Source organism: Delftia sp. RIT313, from assembly GCF_000632165.1.
Taxonomy (GTDB): domain Bacteria; phylum Pseudomonadota; class Gammaproteobacteria; order Burkholderiales; family Burkholderiaceae_C; genus Comamonas; species Comamonas acidovorans.
Map to the genome: position 1 here is coordinate 1 of NZ_JFYT01000098.1, position 18,414 is coordinate 18,414.

At 63.3% G+C, this 18,414-nt stretch carries 15 protein-coding genes and 1 pseudogene; all 16 read left to right on the forward strand.

From position 1 onward, the window contains the following. Window positions 1-666: RHS repeat-associated core domain-containing protein (locus BW39_RS32250; protein WP_326923866.1), on the forward strand; the 666-nt coding region annotated here is incomplete at its 5' end. Between the two features lie 429 nt (window positions 667-1,095). Continuing rightward, window positions 1,096-1,480: pseudogene (locus tag BW39_RS31400) on the forward strand (RHS domain-containing protein); the annotation flags it as partial. A gap of 220 nt (window positions 1,481-1,700) precedes the next feature. After that, complete coding sequence (locus BW39_RS31405; protein ID WP_152547327.1) at window positions 1,701-2,036, forward strand: hypothetical protein; 336 nt, start codon at window positions 1,701-1,703, stop codon at window positions 2,034-2,036. A gap of 544 nt (window positions 2,037-2,580) precedes the next feature. Next, the gene (locus BW39_RS31410; protein WP_152547328.1) at window positions 2,581-3,048 is read left to right on the forward strand and encodes a hypothetical protein; all 468 of its coding nucleotides are present in this window, start codon (window positions 2,581-2,583) and stop codon (window positions 3,046-3,048) included. Window positions 3,049-3,308: 260 nt separating this feature from the next. Next, a complete protein-coding gene (locus tag BW39_RS31415) occupies window positions 3,309-3,863 on the forward strand; it encodes a hypothetical protein (RefSeq protein ID WP_152547329.1) in 555 nt (184 codons plus the stop codon). Between the two features lie 227 nt (window positions 3,864-4,090). After that, window positions 4,091-5,404 (forward strand): SGNH/GDSL hydrolase family protein, encoded by a 1,314-nt coding sequence (locus tag BW39_RS27020; RefSeq protein WP_043825264.1) that lies wholly within the window; start codon window positions 4,091-4,093, stop codon window positions 5,402-5,404. A 137-nt stretch (window positions 5,405-5,541) separates the two neighbouring features. After that, window positions 5,542-6,060 (forward strand): sigma-70 family RNA polymerase sigma factor, encoded by a 519-nt coding sequence (locus tag BW39_RS27025; protein ID WP_013803359.1) that lies wholly within the window; start codon window positions 5,542-5,544, stop codon window positions 6,058-6,060. Window positions 6,061-6,077: 17 nt separating this feature from the next. Next, the gene (locus tag BW39_RS27030; protein WP_043825276.1) at window positions 6,078-7,085 is read left to right on the forward strand and encodes a FecR domain-containing protein; all 1,008 of its coding nucleotides are present in this window, start codon (window positions 6,078-6,080) and stop codon (window positions 7,083-7,085) included. 153 nt (window positions 7,086-7,238) lie between these two features. Then, on the forward strand, window positions 7,239-9,053 hold the full coding sequence (locus tag BW39_RS27035) for an ABC transporter ATP-binding protein (protein ID WP_043825266.1): 1,815 nt from the start codon (window positions 7,239-7,241) through the stop codon (window positions 9,051-9,053). Next, a complete protein-coding gene (locus tag BW39_RS27040; protein ID WP_043825267.1) occupies window positions 9,047-10,846 on the forward strand; it encodes an ABC transporter ATP-binding protein in 1,800 nt (599 codons plus the stop codon). The genes BW39_RS27035 and BW39_RS27040 overlap by 7 nt, the downstream gene beginning before the upstream one ends. Beyond that, complete coding sequence (locus BW39_RS27045; protein WP_043825269.1) at window positions 10,843-11,847, forward strand: ABC transporter permease; 1,005 nt, start codon at window positions 10,843-10,845, stop codon at window positions 11,845-11,847. Before BW39_RS27040 ends, BW39_RS27045 begins: the two co-directional genes overlap by 4 nt. Continuing rightward, the gene (locus BW39_RS27050) at window positions 11,847-12,809 is read left to right on the forward strand and encodes an iron chelate uptake ABC transporter family permease subunit (RefSeq protein ID WP_043825271.1); all 963 of its coding nucleotides are present in this window, start codon (window positions 11,847-11,849) and stop codon (window positions 12,807-12,809) included. Before BW39_RS27045 ends, BW39_RS27050 begins: the two co-directional genes overlap by 1 nt. A gap of 99 nt (window positions 12,810-12,908) precedes the next feature. Then, entirely contained in the window at window positions 12,909-13,910 is a 1,002-nt protein-coding gene (locus BW39_RS27055; protein WP_200871550.1) for a siderophore ABC transporter substrate-binding protein, read from the forward strand. An 86-nt stretch (window positions 13,911-13,996) separates the two neighbouring features. Then, entirely contained in the window at window positions 13,997-16,519 is a 2,523-nt protein-coding gene (locus BW39_RS27060; protein ID WP_043825274.1) for a TonB-dependent receptor, read from the forward strand. 152 nt (window positions 16,520-16,671) lie between these two features. Further along, entirely contained in the window at window positions 16,672-16,992 is a 321-nt protein-coding gene (locus tag BW39_RS27065; protein ID WP_013803351.1) for an ArsR/SmtB family transcription factor, read from the forward strand. 71 nt (window positions 16,993-17,063) lie between these two features. Continuing rightward, a partial coding sequence (locus BW39_RS27070) for a sigma-54 interaction domain-containing protein (protein ID WP_052155442.1) occupies window positions 17,064-18,414 on the forward strand: 1,351 nt, incomplete at its 3' end.

Below are 18,414 nucleotides of genomic sequence, written 5' to 3' on the forward strand. Positions count from 1 at the left end.
CACCATGACAGGGAGACGGGGCTGTATTACAACCGGCATCGGTATTACGATCCGGTGGTGGGGAGTTATATCAATCAAGATCCGATGGGATTGAGTGGCGGAATCAATCTATCAATCTACATAAAAGACCCAAATTGGGGAATTGATCCATTGGGTCTGTGGGGATCTCAAAAAGGAGCATATGTTCACCAAAGAGCCGGATACTTAGTCTACGGAAAAGAAATAAGTCTAGATTCCGTTAGGAAAATAAATGACGGGCAAATATGGGCAGATGCTCCTCAGCATCAGACGGGAGAATATTCGTATATGCATGCAATGCGTAACTCACCACACACGTCAATTAAAGATGCATGCTCAAAAACAAATGAATTCATAAATAAACATGCTTCAGAAGCCTTGGCAAAGAAAAAATCAGGAAATATGGATGAGGCATATTTCCATTTTGGAGCCGCATTACACGCAATGCAAGACTCTACATCCCCGTCACACAGGGGTTTTCAGGTATGGAGCGGTGAAGAAGGATTTCTTGATAAAGCACACCATGTAAGCCAGGAAATAGTACAACCGGGTGAGAATAGTGATCTAAGAAAAATCACAGAACAAGCTTGGAAAGGTTTCAAAGGGAATGACATCAATGCGTTCAAAATTACTTGTGGATGCGATTAGGCTGATTTTTCTTCTTGCATTACCTATGCCGGCTTTTGCTTTTGCAACCGATGAGGTGATGTATTATTTCTGGGCAATATTTTTCATATTTTTAATTTGCATTATTGGATCTATATATTTTCATTCAGCAAGAAAAATAATATACACATCAATTTGGATAATAAGCGTATTTTTCTCTGTTTATTATGAAGTTCCAAAAAATATAAAAACGTTGTTAACAATTTATTTGCTCACTAGCCCGATAATTATTCTCGTGTTGATTTTTTGGAGAAGTAATAGTAAGCGTCAGAGGAGGAGAATAAAAAGAAATGACACCTGACTCTTATTTAGGCCCTGCAATCTGGCGAAGCGCTGTACTCTTGCGTAGGCATACTGTAAGTATGACAAGAGTTCGATAACATAAAGTAGCTGCTGCTCTGATAGATTTTCATGCTCAGCACCATGCCGCGTGACATGTAGCAAGACACCGCCAAACATCTACGACACCGTGAACCACGGCCTGCCGCCCAGTGCCCAGGCCCTGCTGGGCGAACAGGCCGACGGCACCACTTACCTGCTCGGCGGCATGCAGGCCCAACTCCAGGAACAAGAGAGAGAACAGCGCGCCCACATCGCTATCGACCTCTACCACTGCGACCATCTTGGCACGCCAATGGCTCTGACGGACCAGACCGGCCAAGTGGCTTGGGCCGCAAAGCTGGACCCCTGGGGCAATGTGCTGCAGGAATACAACCCGCAGGGCATCCACTAGGCGATCCGGCTGCCGGGGCAGCATCATGACAGGGAGACGGGGCTATATTACAACCGGCATCGGTAAATGACCCATATGCGAAAAAACTAGCAAACGAATTGGGCGCAAAAGTAAGTGCACCGGATCAATACATGTGGTATTCCAGTGATGGAAGCACTACGCCGATGGGAATGACATCGGCAGGAGCTCAAGATAAGACCGCCCCTGGAAAGATGATAGATTTCAACCCTTCGTCAAAGGGGAAATGATGCGGTACATTTTTATACTATTCATACTCATAACAATGACCAACATAGCCAATTCAGATCAATCATCCGGGTCAATTTATCATTTAAATCCAAATGAAATCTTTAATCTTAAAAAGAAGGCCGAAATTGATTCCAAGGCTTCTTATAGGCTTTACGAGTACTATACACTTTCTGAATACAATGAAGAAGAGTCCATGACTTGGCTGGAAAAAGCTGCCTTGTTGGGGCATGAACTGGCGCAATTCAACTATGTAAAGCATTTTTATGACAACGGAAACAAAAAGAAAGCAAATTCGCTAGCTAAGAAATGGAAAGACAATGTTGAGATAAATAAATTATTTCTTGAAAAAAATCCCTCAAATAAAAAATAACAAATTCATTAGGTTTGATAGACTGTTTTTTTATAGACATTGCCCGCAAAATATATAAGCTGAAATATGCCATAAACTCGGAAAATATGGGACCCCCAGCGCACCCGCCCCGAGCGAACAGACCGGAAGCACCGCGCGCATGCCGAGTGGTGCACAGACACAATGGTAGTAATAGCGCAGCATTGCTCTCCTCCACTGCAACTGCGTACTCTGGGCAGCGCACTGCAGGCCCTGACGGACTGGGCTAGATATGTGATACGGACTGCAAAACTTGGCCCTTGAGGCTATTCTTTCCAGAAATACAACCCGAAGAGATCCACCAGTCCTTCTGGCTACGAGGGCAGCACCATGACAGGGAGACGGGCTGTATTAAGCGCGACTTTCATAGACATGGCCCATTCCCAAAATTAATAGAAAACGATCCTGGGCAAAGCTAGGTAGAATCTGCTGCAGATAAAATTATTGATTTCAAAAATGGAATAAAATTTGACTGCTATTGTTTCGATTGGAGAATTTTATTTCCTGAAATTGATAGCAAATAAAAATGAAAAAATTGGCATTAACTATAAGTCTATTTATTTTAACTTTTGCTCAAAATTCCATGGCTGCAGATGAAAAAGAATGGATGTTGCTGAGTAGATCCGATGGATGCATATCATTGGGGGAGTTGTATTTTGAGTATCAATATCTGAATAAAAAGAAAACTCCTAGTGAAATATTTAGTGAGGTGAAGAAAAAATATAAAACAACAACCATTAAACCATTTCTTGATTATATAAAAGAAGAAAAAATAGATGGAGAGAAGATTGGATTAAATGAGAGATCATTTTTTAAGAATTTCAATAGAAAAAATGCGATAATCATTGAAAGCAAAGAAGATAATATTGAAATAATTCTGGTCACGAAATTATTGTGCGAAAAGATTTTTAAAAATAAAATACTTATTCACAGTAGCATGAAAAAGCCACCAAGGATGATTTTCTCTAGGACGCATGATGAATTTCTCGCCTAAGCTCAGCACCTGAGTGACTGTCGGCAGCATGCGTATCACGCATATAGTACTAAACATATCCATTACTACGACAGGGATGGCAGCTGCCTCACCCACGCCGAACGCATGCAGCACGGCAGGGACACCCGCCAAGTCACGGTGCTTTTGGTGGCGGACGTAGATTGGTTAGGCTGTAAGGGATAAAGGCTCCACAGGAATTTTTTGATTTTCATTTTTGGATTTTGCGAAATAAGCGCTTGTTTTATGAGTATTGAGTATATATGTCCATGAAGAAGATAATAAAAGTATCTTTCGGATCATTCGTTGTGGTTGCACTTTTGGGATTTATTTTTCTTATTTCTTCAGTCGAGAATGAAAAGGAGAGCTTCTTCTCTTCCTATGATCTATTGGATGAAGATGGGCAAAGATATATCTCTTGGGTTCCCGTTTTTTTACCAAAAACTGCCTTTAATATCAGAATATATGCTGATGTGGAAACTAATCATTTTTATATGTTCTTTCAGCTGGAAAAAATTCAATCTATTGATTTTCAGAAAAAGATGAATATGAAAGCATCAAAAAATGGAGTGGCGCTGCTTCAAAAGGGCGTTGAGAAAATAAAATCAGGGTGGTGCGCTTTTCAGGACATTTCGAATGGATTTGGTGAAAATCTATATCTGGTGGGAAAAGTAAGCTCTAGTGAAGAAATTTATTATGTGACGAAGGCGACAACGGCTAATAATTTGAATTCGACTGAATACACTTCGGAAATGGCGAAGAAATATTGTGAGCATGGCGATTTCAAGCCTGAAATGCAATATCTGGACATCAGGTAATTGACGCGGGTGAATCTCTAGGATGTGATTTTTGCCGTCAGAAGACCGCCTCAGCCTTGCATCGCTCCTATAAAAAAGCGCTTGAATACGCACCCAATCCTCGCTACCAAAGCACAGCACAGGCCTCATCGTGAATCAAATTCACAGATGGTGTTCCAGCAGACTGTCTAGTCCCGCGCAGCCCTTGAATCCATGATCCCACCATCGACAGACATCGGATTCCTTGCATGCGGCAACTTTTTCCATCGCTTTCTACGGCCTCGGGCGCGGTACTTCTGGCGCTTGTGATTTCCACGCCAGCCTTGGCGGCTTCGACGGTGCCGGCGGGTTCGGCTGAAACCTCCAACTGGGCTGCCACGTGGCAGGCCAGCCCGCAGCCGGTCTGGGGGGCGGACTTCCTCTTTCCCACCAACCTGCCCGCTGTGCTGCAGGATCAGACCGTGCGCCAGGTGGCGCGCATCAGCCTGGGCGGGCCGCGCCTGCGCATCGTGCTTTCCAACGCCTATGGCGGCCAGCCTGTGACCGTGGGCAGGGCGACCGTGGCAAAGCCGTTGCCGGCGGGCGCCATTGACGCTGGCAGCCTGCAGGCCGTGACCTTTGGCGGCAGCGCGCAAGCCACCATTGCCGCAGGCGCATCCCTGGTCAGCGACCCTGTGGCCTTGCCGCTGGCCTCGCTGTCGCAGGTGGCCGTGAGCCTGTACGTGCCCGGCGCCACGCCTGTGCAGAGTTTTCACTGGGATGGACGTCAGACCGGCTGGATCGTGGCGGGCGACCAGTCCGCTGCTGCGGCGCTGCTGACTTCGGACCCTGGCGCAATCAGCAGCACGGCCCGCCCGCTGTTGGCGGGTATTCAGATCGAGGCCGACCTCGCGGCGCCCGCGGCGCCCGTGGTAGCGGTGATGGGCGACTCCATCACCGACGGCGCCACGGCCAGCCTGGACCGGGACAGCCGCTGGCCGGATTTCCTGGCTGCGCGCCTTGCGCCGCACGGCGCGGCGGTGGTCAATGCCGGCATTTCGGGCGCGCGCCTGCTGTCGGATGGCATGGGCGAGCATGCGCTGGCGCGGCTGGAGCGTGATGTGTTGGCCCAGCCCGGTGTGCGCAGCCTCATCGTGCTGCTGGGCATCAACGATATTTCCTGGCCCGGCACGGCCTTTGCGCGGCAGGCGCCGCGTCCCACGCTGCAGGACATGGCAGAGGGCTATCGCCAATTGATTGCCAGGGCGCGCAGCCACGGCCTGCGCGTGATCGGCGCCACCTTGCCGCCTTTCGAGGGCGCCTTGCCAGGCACGCCGCTGGACGACTACTACCAGGACGACAAGGACGACCTGCGACGGCAGGTGAATGCATGGATACGGTTGAGCGGTGCCTTCGATGCCGTCATCGACTTCGATGCCGTGCTGCGCGATGGCGCCCATCCCTCCCGCATGGCGGCGCGCTTCGACTCGGGCGATCGCCTGCATCCTGGCGACGAAGGCAACCGCGCCATGGCCGATGCGGTGGATCTGAACGCCATACTGCCGGGCCTGCTGCCGCGCTAGCCGCGCCTGCACGCGGTGGAGGTGGCGTTGATGGTGGCGTTGGCGGCGGCGGGGCTGTCTCCCTATAAAATGCAAATGGTTCTCATTTGTCATTCGTCCCTGGCCTGCCTGCGCCCTGGGATACAGGGAGGGGTATCGTGGCCGCCGCCGAGTTTGCGCTTCAGCAACAAGTCGAAATTCTCTACACCGATCACCACGGCTGGCTGCGCGGCCTGCTGCGCCGCAAGCTGGGCAATGCCTTTGATGCGGCCGATCTGGCGCACGACGTTTACCTGCAACTGCTGCGCACCGGCCGTGTTCCGCCGGCCGACGAGCACCGCCGCCATCTCACCCAGATCGCCAACGGCCTGGTGATCGACCTGTACCGGCGCCGCCGCGTGGAGGCGGCCTATCTTGAAGCGCTGGCCCTGCTGCCCGAGCAGATGGCGCCCTCCGAAGAAACACGTGCCCTGGCGCTGGAGGCGCTGGTGGAGATCGACGCCGCACTGAACGGCCTGCCGCCCAAGGCGCGCAAGGCCTTGCTGCTGTGCAAGCTCGACGGCATGGCCTACCGCGACATCGCGGCCGAGCTGGGCGTGTCCGTGTCTTCGGTGGAGAAATACATCGCCGCCGGCCTGCTGGCCTGCTACCAGGCGCTGCACGGCCCGGTGTGCTGAACGGCCGGCCCGCCCGCATGTCCTCATCATCGGCATCGCCCGACGCCTCCAGCGAGCTGCTGGAGCCGGCCATTGTCCAGCGCGCCGCCGAATGGATGGCCCGGCTGTGGGCCGATGACGCCAGCGACGAAGACCGCGCCGCCTGCGCCCGCTGGCGTGCCGAGCATCCGCGGCACGAACTGGCCTGGAGCCGGCTGCAGGCCTTTGACGACAAGCTGCGCAGCGTGCCCGGCGGCATTGCGCGGCATGCGCTGGCGGACACCTCCGCTGCGTCGCCGGCGCCACGCCGTGGCCGCCGCCGCGCCATGCAGTTGCTGGGCTTCATGGCCATGGCCGGTGGCATTGCCCATGTGGTGCGCGGCACCGATGCCTGGCAAATCGCCGCTGCCAGCCATGGCACGGCGCGTGGCGAGGTCCGCGAGATCACGCTGCCGGATGGCACGCAGGTGGTCCTGGCCTCGGCCTCGGCCATCGACCTGCGCTTTGACGGGGCCGAACGCCTGATCCTGCTGCGCGCTGGCGAAATCCTCGTGACCACTGCGCCTGATCCGCAAAGCACACCGCGCCCGCTGCGCGTGCGCTCGCGCCACGGCACGGTGCAGGCCCTGGGCACGCGCTTCACGCTGCGCCAGGAAGATGAGCAGTCCCGCGTGGCCGTGTTCGAGGGCGCGGTGGAAGTGCGTCCCGCCCGGGCGCCGGGCCAGGTGGTGCGCGTGGAGGCAGGGCAGGGCGCCGTCTTCTCCGGCGATCTGGCCCAGCCCCCGGTGGCCGCGCAGGAAAGCGCCGCCGCCTGGGCGCGCGGCGTGCTGGTGGCCGACAACATGCCGCTGGGCGAGCTGGTGGCCGAACTGGCGCGCTACCGCACGGGCCTGCTGCGCTGCGACCCGCAGGTGGCCGGCCTGCGCGTCACGGGCGTGTTCTCGTTGCGCGATACCGACCGCGCCCTGCACAACCTGGCGCTGGGCCTGCCCGTGCAGGTGGTCGCGCGCACGCGCTATTGGGTCATGGTGCAGGCGGCGGGCTGAGGCGCCTTTCATCGCGGCGCCTTCCCCGTTTCTCGGAACCCGTTACCGGCTGATTCAAATTCCTGCCCCTGCGGATTGAGGGTTTGGCGTTCTCGTTCGGAAGACAGGCAAGAGCCCTTGTTTTCTGTTCCGCCATGCCTTCCAGGAAATCCCATGCACTCCACCGATGCCGATGACCCCCAGGCCGGCCTCGGCCCCATTGCGCAGACGCTGCAGCCCATCCGTGCGCAGCTTGTTCTTGCCGCGCTGCTGTCGTTTGCGGGCGCCGTGCTGGCGCTGGCGCCGCTGGCCGGCATTGCCCACATCGCGCGGCTTGCGCTGGCCGATGGCAGCATGGTGGCGGCCGAGGCCTGGCGCGTCATCGCGCTGTGCCTTGTCTGCCTGTTCGCGGGCATGGCCCTGGTGTCGGCGGGCGAGCTGGTTGCGCATCTGGCCGACAACCGCCTCACCCACGGGCTGCGCCTGTCGGCCATGCAGCGGCTGGCGCGCGTGCCGCTGGGCTGGTTTACCGAGCGGGCCTCGGGCCAGGTCAAGCAGGCCATGCAGGACGACGTGGCCACCCTGCACGAACTGACTGCGCACTTCTACACCACCGTGGGGCGCGGTGCGGGCACGGTGGCCGCTTCTGCGGTCTACCTGGTGGCCATGGACTGGCGCATGGCCCTGGTCTCGGCCCTGCCGTTCGGCATCTTCTTTCTGGTGATGCGCCATGCCATGCAGGCCAGCAGTGCCCATATGCCGGCCTTTGGCGCGGGACTGGCGCGCATCAACAACGCGGTGGTGGAGTTCGTGCACGGCATTCCCGTGGTCAAGGCCTTTGGTGCCAGCGGGCGCGCCCATGGCAGCTACCGCGAGGCCGTCGATGGCTTTACCGACGCCTTCCTCGGCTTTGCGCGTCCGCTGGTGTCGGCGCGCGCCAATGCCAATGCGTTGATCGCGCCCGTGGCCGTGCTGGGCGTGGTGCTGGCCTTCGGCACGCTGTTCACGGCCCTGGGCTGGATGGCGCCCGTGGACGTGCTGCCCTTTGCCCTGGTGGCGCCGGGCATCAGCGCGCCGCTGCAGCTGCTCAGCTTCAACCTGCATGCGCTCAACCACGCCACGGGCGCCGCCCAGCGTGTGCAGGCGCTGCTGCGCACGCCCGTGCTGGAGCAACCGGCCGCCGATCAATGCAGGCTGCCCCAAGGCTGCGAAGTCCGCTTCGAAGGCGTGGGCCATGCCTACGAGGCGGGGCATGACGTGCTCAAGGGCATGGATTTCACGCTCAGGCCCGGCACGGTGACCGCCGTGGTCGGTGCCTCGGGCGCGGGCAAGTCCACGCTCGCCCGGCTGTTGCTGCGTTTCTTCGACCCGAACGAAGGCCGCATCACGCTGGGCGGGGTGGACCTGCGGCAGATCGAGACCCTGCAGCTGTACCGCCACCTGGCCTTTGTGCTGCAGGACGTGCGCCTGGTGCACGCCAGCGTGCGCGAGAACATCGCCCTGGGCCGGCCCTCGGCCGGCGCGCAGGAGGTGGAAGAGGCGGCGCGCGCCGCCCACATCCATGAGCGCATCCTGGCGCTGCCGCGCGGCTATGACTCGGTGATCGGCGAAGACGCCCAGCTGTCCGGCGGCGAACAGCAGCGCCTGAGCATTGCGCGCGCTGTACTGCTGGATGCGCCCGTGCTGGTGCTGGACGAACCCACGGCCGCCGCCGATGCCGAGAGTGAGGCTGCCATCCAGCAGGCCCTGTCGCGCCTGGCCGCCGGACGCACCCTGCTGGTCATCGCCCACCGGCTGGATACCGTCATGCATGCGGACCAGATCCTGGTGGTGGAGGGCGGAGCCATCCGCGAGCGCGGCCGCCATGCCGAGCTGCTGGCGCTGGGCGGACGCTACGCGCGGCTGTGGGCGCTGGGCGGGTATGCCCCACCGCCCACGCAAGCCCAGCCTTCCACCCCCGCCCTGGCCCCGGAGCTGCCGCCATGCTGAAGACCCTGATGCAACTGCTGGGCGACGATGCCAGGCTTTTCCGCCGCTATGCCTGGATGGCCGTGCTGCATGGCCTGCTCAGCGGCCTGGTTGTCACGGCCCTGGTGCCCGTGCTTTCGCGCCTGCTGGCGGGCGATGTGCGCGGCGCCGCGGCATGGCTGGCCGTGCTGCTGGCGGGCGTGGTGCTGTGCTGGGCCTGGCAGCGCCAGGTGGAAAAAGCCGGCCTGGGCCTGGGCGCCGCCGTGCTGCGCGTGGCACGCCACCGCCTGGGTGACCATGTATCCCGCCTGCCCGTGGGATGGTTCACACCCGAGAACACGGCCCGGCTCAACCACGTCGTTTCGCAGGGAATGATGGAAGTGGCCCAGCTGCCGGCCCATGTGTTCACGCCCGTGTTCAGCGGCGCCGTGGCACCCTTTGCCGTAGTGGCCGCACTGTGTGCCATGGACTGGCGCATGGGCCTGATTGCACTGCTGGCGCTGCCGCTGCTGGCACGCGTGCTGCAGGTCACCGCGCACCTGGGCCGCCGTGCCGACGAGCGCCTGCAGCGCAGCATGGCCGGTGCCAGCCAGCGCATGGTGGAGTTTGCCCAGGCGCAGTCCGTGCTGCGCGCCTTCAACGGCGAAGGCGGCGGCACGCGCTGGCTGGAGCAGGCCCTGGGCCGGCAGCGCGCATCGGGCGCGCAATCCATCCGCCTGGCGGCGCTGTCGGGCGTGCTCAATGGCTGGGCCGTGCAGGCCGTGTTTGCGGCCCTGCTGGTGGCCGGCGCGCTGTGGCTGGACGAGCGCCTGGGCGGCGTTGCAGCACAGGGCATGGGAATGGAAGCCGCCATCCCCGTGATCGTGGCCCTGCTGCTGGCCTGCCGCCATGTCGATCCGCTGCTGGAGGTGGCCGGCTACGCCGACTCGCTGCGCGCCGCGCGCGTGCAGCTCGATGCCGTGCGCGACATCCTCGCGGTCCAGCCGCTGCCCGAGCCTGCCATACCCCACGCGCCGCGCGATGCCTCGGTGGAGCTGCGCGATGTGGTGTTCCGCTACGCGCCGGGCCAGCCCGAGGTGCTGCGCGGCCTGAGCCTGCGTGTGGAGCCTGGGTCGATGACGGCGCTGGTGGGCGCCTCCGGCTCGGGCAAGTCGTCCGTGCTGCGGCTGATCGCGCGCTTTTTCGATGTGCAGCAGGGCAGCGTTCTGGTGGGCGGCATCGACGTGCGTCAGATCGCGGGCGAGCGGCTGGCCGGGCAGATCAGCCAGATCTTTCAGGACAGCTACCTTTTTCAGGGCTCCATTGCCGACAACATCCGCATGGGCCGCCCGCAGGCCAGCGATGCCGAGGTGATGGAGGCCGCCCGCCAGGCCGGCGTGGCCGAAATCATCGGTCGCCTGCCGCAGGGTCTGGACACGCCCGTGGGCGAGGGCGGGGCGCGCCTGTCGGGCGGCGAGCGCCAGCGCATCGCCATTGCGCGTGCGCTCATCAAGGATGCGCCCATTTTGTTGATCGATGAGGCCACGGCCGCGCTGGATGCCGAGAACCAGGCGGCCATCGCCCAGGCGCTGGCGCGGCTGCGCGGCCGGCGCACGCTGATCGTGATTGCCCACCAGCTGTCCACCGTCGCCATGGCCGACCAGATCATCGTGCTGGACCAGGGCCGCGTCAGCGAGCAGGGTACGCCGCAGCAGCTGGCGCAGGCGCAGGGCCTGTACGCGCGCTTTCTGGCGCGGCGGCGCGCCGCCAAGGGCTGGCGCATTGCGGGAACGCGCACGGGAACGGACACGGGCACGGGCGAGGACCTCCGTTGAGCGAGCTTGCGAAGCCAAAGACAGGGACGCAGGCCCCGCGCCTGGCGCCGTGGCTGCTGCCGTTTGCCGCGCTGTGCTGCGCGTCCGTGCTCATCGGCGCGCGGCAGGTGGACTGGGGGCAGCTGCTGTCGCTGTCGGGCGATGCCTGGCTCACCCTCACGGCCAGCCGCCTGCCGCGCCTGGCAGCGCTGGTACTCACGGGCGTAGGTCTGTCTGTGTGCGGCGTGGTGCTGCAGCAGATCGTGCAGAACCGCTTTGTGGAGCCTGCTACCTGCGGCGGTCTGGACGCGGCCAAGCTGGGCATTCTGGTGTCGCTGACGGTGGCGCCCGCCTCGGCCTTCACCTCGGGCGCGTGGGGCGTGGCCTGGCGCATGGTGTTCGCGCTGGTGTTCTGCCTGGGCGCCAGCCTGCTGTACGTGGCCATCATCCGCCGCATGCGCCTGCGCAACCTGGTGCTGGTGCCCGTGGTGGGCCTGATGTACGGCAGCGTGCTCAGCGCCATCGCCGAGTTCCATGCCTTCCGCCACAACCTGCTGCAAAGCATGCAGGGCTGGCTGCTGGGCGACTTCTCGCGCGTCGTGCAGGGCCACTACGAGATCATCTACCTCATCGTGCCCATCGTGGTGCTGACCTATGCGTTTGCGCACCGCTTCACCGTGCTGGGCATGGGCGAGGGCATGGCCACCAGCCTGGGGCTGAGCTATCCGGCGCTGGCCACGCTGGGCCTGGTGCTGGTGGCGGTCACCGTCTCGGCCACGGTCATCACCGTGGGCGCCATTCCCTTCGTGGGCCTGGTCATTCCCAACCTGGTGGCCATGCGATGCGGCGAGAACCTGGGCCGCACCCTGCCCATCGTCGCGCTCAGCGGCGCCTCGCTGCTGCTGGCCTGCGACATCGTGGGCCGGCTGATCATGCACCCCTTCGAGGTGCCGATCGGCCTGACTGCGGGTAGCGTGGGCGGCGTGCTTTTTCTCGTGCTCATCCTGCGCAGAAGGCCGTGATGCGCAAGGCCTTGCCTCACACCACCGCGTGGATTGCGGCTGCCGTGGTTGCCGTCGGGCTGGCGGCCTGCTTCGTGCTGCTGGGCTCGGGGCTGGATTTCGGCTATGTCATTGCACGGCGGCTGACGCGGCTGTCGGCCATCGTCATCGGCGGCATCTGCATTGCGCTGTCGTCCATCGTCTTCCAGACGCTTGCGGGCAACCGCATCCTCACCCCCGCCATCATGGGTTACGAGGCGGTCTACCTGCTGCTGCAGGCGCTGCTGGTGCTGGCCATGGGCGTGCAAAGCCTGGTGGTGCTGGGCCCCGGCGGCAACTTCTGGCTGTCGGTGGCCTGCATGCTGGGCTACTCCTGGGCCCTGCAAAGCTGGCTGCTGGGCGGGGGCCGGGACAACGTGTACTTCCTGCTGCTGCTGGGCCTGGTGCTGGGCATGGTGATAGGCACCTTTACGCAGTTCGTGCAGCTGCGCATCAGCCCGGGCGAATTCTCTGTGCTGCAGGGCTACAGCTACACCTCGTTCAATCGCGCGCGGCCCGCGCAGCTGCTGTGGTCGGCGCTGATCGTGGCCGTGGCCTGCGTGATCGTGCGGCGCAGCCTGCCCGTGCTGGACGTGCTGGCCCTGGGGCGCGAGCAGGCCATCTCGCTGGGCGTGCACTACCAGCGCCAGCTGCGCCTGCAACTGGCGCTGATTGCCGCGCTGGTGGCGGTGTCCACCAGCCTGCTGGGGCCCACGGCCTTCATGGGCATCTTCGTGGCCCACATCAGCTATGCGCTGGCGGGCACGGCGCGCCACCGCATCACGCTGCCGCTGGGCTGCGCCGTGGCCGTGTCCATCTTCATCGCGGCGCAACTGGCGGTGGAGCATGTCTTCAACTACCGCACCTCGGTGGGCATCCTGGTCAACCTGGTATGCGGCAGCTACTTCCTCGCGCTCATGGTGCGCGGGCGCGGCCGGGCCTGAGCCGGCCCCCGGCCTCCCAAAAACACCCAACGCAATGCATCCCATTTTTCAGGAGAGAAAGCCGTGACCCGTCTGTTCCGCATTCCCCATCACGCTTCCATGTTGGCCCTGGCCGCTGCCCTGGCCCTGTCGGCCTGCGACCGGCCCGCCAACCCGTCGGCACAGGCCGCAGCGCCGCAGGCGGCGGCCGGCGAGTTCAAGCCCGTCACCGTGCAGCACCAGCTGGGCACCACGGTGGTGGAGCACCTTCCGCAGCGCGTGGCCGCGCTGGACATGAACGAGGCCGACTTCCTCGACCAGCTCGGCGTGCCCATTGCCGGCATGCCCAAGGACTTCGTGCCCCACTTCCTGGCACGGTACAAGGACGATGCCAGCGTGCAGGACCTGGGCTCCATCGTCCAGCCCAACCTGGAGCGCGTGCACGCGCTCAAGCCTGACCTGGTGCTGATCTCGCCCATCCAGGCCAGCGCCTACCAGGAGATTTCGGGCTTTGCGCCCACGGTGCATTTCGACGTGGACTTCAGGAACAGCGGCACCCGGCACCTGGACACCGTGCGCGATCACCTGCTCACCCTGGGCCGCATCTTCGGCAAGGAGGACCTGGCGAGCGCCAAGGCCGCCGAGATGGACGACAAGGTCGCCCAGGCCCGGCGCGCCACCGAGGGCCGTGCGGAGACCGCCCTCATCGTCATGCACAACAACGGCGCCTTCAGCTCCTTCGGGCCGCAGTCGCGCTACGGCTTTGTCTTCAACGCGCTGGGCGTCAAGCCCGCCAGCACGGCGGCCGAGGCCGACCTGCACGGCCAGCCCATCTCCAGCGAATTCATACAGCAGGCCAACCCGGACATCCTCTACGTGATCGACCGCACGGCCATCATGCAGCGCCGCCCGGGCATGGACGCCGCAGGCATGGACAACCCGCTGCTGCGCCAGACCAGCGCCTGGAAGAACAACCGCGTGGTCTTCGTCGATTCAGAGGCCTGGTACGTCACGGCGGCCAGCGTGACCTCGGTGAAGCTCATGGTTGATGACGTGCTCAAGGGCTACGGCGATGCGCCGGCAGCGGGCGCGGGCCCGGTGGCCGCTGCGGTTGCAAATTGATCGCATTCTCGATTGAGGGTTTGGCTTTCTCGTTCGGAAGACAAGGTGAAACACCCAACGCCTACCCGAATCGAAAGGAGTCCCGCATGGCACTACGCCATCCATCCCGCCCCGCGCACAACGGCGCATCGCGCCCCCTGCCGCACCCGGCCTTTGCCTCCAGGCACACGGCCATCGCCGTGCAAATGCTTTGCATGGCGGGCCTGGCACTGGGCGGCCTGGCCGTGGCCATGCCGTCCGCGCTGGCGCAGGCGGCTGCCCAGGGGGCCGCATCTGGAGCAGCCTCCGGGGCGGCACCCGGCGAGGCCCGACGCGCCTTCAACATCCCCGCCGGCCCGCTGGGCCAGGCGCTCAACGCCTTTGCCGCAGCGGCCGGCGTGGAGCTGACGGTGGATTCCAGCCTGCTGCAAGGCCGCAGCAGTGCAGGCCTGTTGGGCAGCTACAGCGTGGCCGAAGGCTTTGCCGAGCTGCTGCGCGGCCAGGGCCTGCGCGCGCTGCGCGAAGCCAACGGCAGCTACACCCTGGGCCGTGACCGCAACGCGGCAGCGCCCGTGGAGGGCGGCGTGCTCCTGCCCGCCGTCACCGTGCGCGCACAGGCTCAGCAGGCGCCGGAAGCCTATGCGGGCGGCCAGGTCTCCACGGGCGGCCGCATCGGCCTGCTGGGCGACAAGGACTTCATGGAGACGCCCTTCAACACCATCAGCTACACCGAGAAATTCATCGCCGACCGCCAGGCCCGCGACATCACCGACGTGATCTCCGCCGCCGACCCCACCGTGTTCAGCACGGGCATGACCGGCATCATCAGCGAGAACTATTCCATTCGCGGCTTCAGCTCCAGCATTGGCGATGTCACCTTTGGCGGGTTGTTTGGCGTGGCGCCGTTCTACCGCGCATCGCCCGAAATGTTCGAGCGCGTGGACGTGCTCAAGGGCCCATCGGCCCTGCTCAACGGCATGCCGCCCGGCGGCTCGGTAGGCGGCACGGTCAACCTCGTGCCCAAGCGCGCGGGCGACGAGCCGCTCACGCGGCTGACCACATCCTTCATGTCCGATGCGCAACTGGGGGCCCACATCGACCTGGGCCGGCGGTTCGGCGAGCGCAAGCAGTTCGGCATCCGCTTCAACGGCGTGCTGCGCGACGGCGACGGCGCCGTGAACCACCAGGAAAAAGAGACCCGGCTGGCCTCGCTGGGCCTGGACTGGCGCGGCGACCGTGCCCGCCTGTCTGCCGACCTGTACAGCAGCGATGACCGCACCGACGGCCTGAACCGCGGCATCAACCTGGCCGCAGGCCTGCCCGTGCCCAAGCCGCCCAAGGCCGACGCCCTGCTCAACCCCAGCTGGGCCTTCTACGACACCAAGGACAAGGGCGCCATGGTGCGCGGCGAGCTTGACCTGGGCGACAGCGTCACGGCCTATGCCGCCGTGGGCACCAGCAAGACCCGGTACCGCTCCACGGGCGCCTACCTGATCCAGGTCTTCAACACGGCAGGCGACTACCGCACCAACCTGGCCGACCTGGGATTCGAGATGGACAAGAAGTCGGCCGAGGCCGGCCTCAAGGGCAAGTTCCAGACGGCTGGCGTGGGCCACCAGTGGGCGCTCAACGCCACCTACTACACGCATACCGACAAGCAGTTCGGCCGCCGCAACGTGCTGGCCCAGGACTGGATCACCAACATCTACAACCCCATCTGGGGCCCGGCCACCAGCTTCAACGCGCCCCCGATCTCGCGCACCGAACTGCGGCTGACCAGCATCGGCGTGGCCGACACCCTTTCCTTCGCGCAGGACCGCGTGCAGCTCACCCTGGGCCTGCGCCGCCAGCAGGTGCTCAGCGACACCTTCAACGTGGCCACGGGCGCGCGCACCTCGCGCTATGACGAAGGCGCCACCACGCCCGCCGCCGCGCTGCTGGTGAAGGCCAGCGAGCGTGTCTCGGTCTACGCCAACTACATCGAAGGCCTGAGCCAGGGCGCCACCGCACCCATGACGGCGGCCAACGCGGGCGAAGTGTTCGCTCCCTACAAGTCCCGGCAAAAGGAGCTGGGCCTGAAGCTGGACCTGGGCGACTTCGCCCACACCTTCAGCCTCTACGAGATCCAGCGCCCCAACGGCTACACCGATCCTGTCTCCAACGTCTTCTCCTTCGGCGGCGAGCAACGCAACCGGGGCGTGGAATGGGGCTTCTTCGGCAACGTGGCCACGGGCGTGCGCCTGATGGGCGGCATTGCCTACGTACAGCCCAAGCTCACCCGCACGGCCGGCGGCGTGAACCAGGGCAAGCTGGCGGCGGGCGTGCCCAGGCTGCAGGGCAAGCTGGGCGTGGAGTGGGATGTGCCTGCCCTGCAGGGCCTGACGCTGACGGCCAATGCCACCACGGCATCCAGGCAGTACATCAATGCCGACAACTCGCTGTCCGTGCCGGGCCGCACCGTGTTCGACGTTGGCGCGCGCTATGTGACCACGGCGGCCGGCCACCCGCTCACGCTGCGCGGCAGCATCACCAACGTGGCCAACAAGGCCTACTGGGCCACGCCGCTGTGGACCAGCCTGGGTCTGGGCGCGCCGCGCACTTTCATGCTGTCGGCCACGGTTGATTTCTGAGCGATGACACGGCGCCTTGCCGTAGATCAAGCCGAACCCGAGCCGGGCCGAGCCTGCGCTGCCGTCCTGCGGGCTATAAACTAGCCCGATGGGGCGGCGAGCATGCCGGCCCGCCAACCGCCCACCCTCCATTACCAGGATGACAGACGCCTATGGACAGCCGCAATGACAGCATGGACCTGAGCGACGACAGCGTGTTTGAGAGCGCTGCGGAGCTGTTCCGTGCCATGGCGGCGCCCGTGCGCCTGAAGATCATCAGCGTGTTGTGCCATGGCGAGAAGAACGTGACCGAACTGCTCGCCGACATCACCACCACGCAGCCCAACATGTCCCAGCACCTGAACACGCTGTACCAGGCCGGCGTGCTGGGCCGGCGTCGCGAAGGCGTCAGCATCTACTACTTCATCGCCAACGCGCAGGCGGCGCAGATGTGCCGCGCCATCTGCGCCCAGGTCGCCATCGCGCAGGGCTGAGCGCGGCAGACCCGCAGGCTGCAAGAAGGGATCTCAAGGGGACCCAAGGCGACTCCGCTAGGATGCCATCCATGCCGCCCACACCCACCCTGGTCCAGCCCCTGCCGCTCGATGCCGACGGCATCCTCGCGCTGGCAGCGCGCTCCATGTTCCAGCTGTTCTCCACCATGAGCCAGGGCATGTTCCTGGCCGACAGGGCAGGGCGCATCGTCTGGGTCAACGAGGGCTACCAGCGCTTCCTGCCCGACCTGGGCGTGGCCTCGGTGGACGACTTCCTGGGCCACATGGTCGAGGACGTCATCCCCAACACCCGCATGCGCCGCGTGCTGGAAACCGGCGAGCCCGTACTCATCGACCTGCTCACCAACCGCGCCGGCACCTTCGTGGTCAGCCGCATCCCGCTCAAGGACGATGCGGGCGCGGTCATCGGTGCCATCGGCATCGTGCTCTTCGACCAGCCGGAGACCACGCTGCAGCCCCTCATCAGCAAGTTCGCCGTTCTGCAGCGCGACCTGGACGAGGCCCGGCGCGAGCTGGCCGCCCAGCGCAACCGCAGCCTGCGCGTGGCCGTGCAGGGCGAGCGCCGCGCCAAGTACAGCTTTGCCAGCTTTGTCGGCAGCAGCCCGGCGGCCGTGGAGGTCAAGCGCCAGGCGCGCCGCGCGGCCCAGTCGCTCAGCCCCGTGCTGCTGCTGGGCGAAACCGGCACCGGCAAGGAACTGCTGGCCCATGCCATCCACGCGGCATCGGCCCGCACCGGCGGCCCCTTCGTCACCGTCAACATCGCCGCCGTGCCGGACGCCTTGCTGGAGGCCGAATTCTTCGGCGTTGCCCCCGGCGCCTACACCGGCGCCGACCGCAAGCCGCGCGACGGCAAATTCAGGCTGGCCGACGGCGGCACGCTGTTCCTCGACGAAATCGGCGACATGCCCCTGAACCTGCAGGCCAAGCTGCTGCGCGCGCTGCAGGAGGGCGAGATCGAACCGCTGGGCTCCAACCAGCTCGTGCGCTTTGACGTGCGCGTGGTGGCAGCCACCTCGCGCGACCTGCCGCAGATGGTGCGCGATGGCCGCTTCCGGGAAGACCTCTTCTACCGCCTGCACGTGCTGCCCATCCGCGTGCCGCCGCTGCGCGAACGCAGGCGCGACATCCCGGCCCTGGTCGAAGTCCTCTCCGAAGAACTGGCCCTGCGCAACGACATGCCCCCGCCAGAACTGCTGCCCGACGCCCTAGCCCTGCTGGCCGGCCAGACCTGGCGCGGCAACATCCGTGAGCTGCGCAACGTGCTGGAGCAGGCCGCCATGCGCAGCGAAGACACCGCCATCAACGCAGAGCAACTGCGCGAAGTGCTGCGCTCATCCGGCGTGGGGGCGGCGGGTTCCACGCCGGATGAGCGCAGCACTTCGCGCAGTTGCTCTGCGTTGA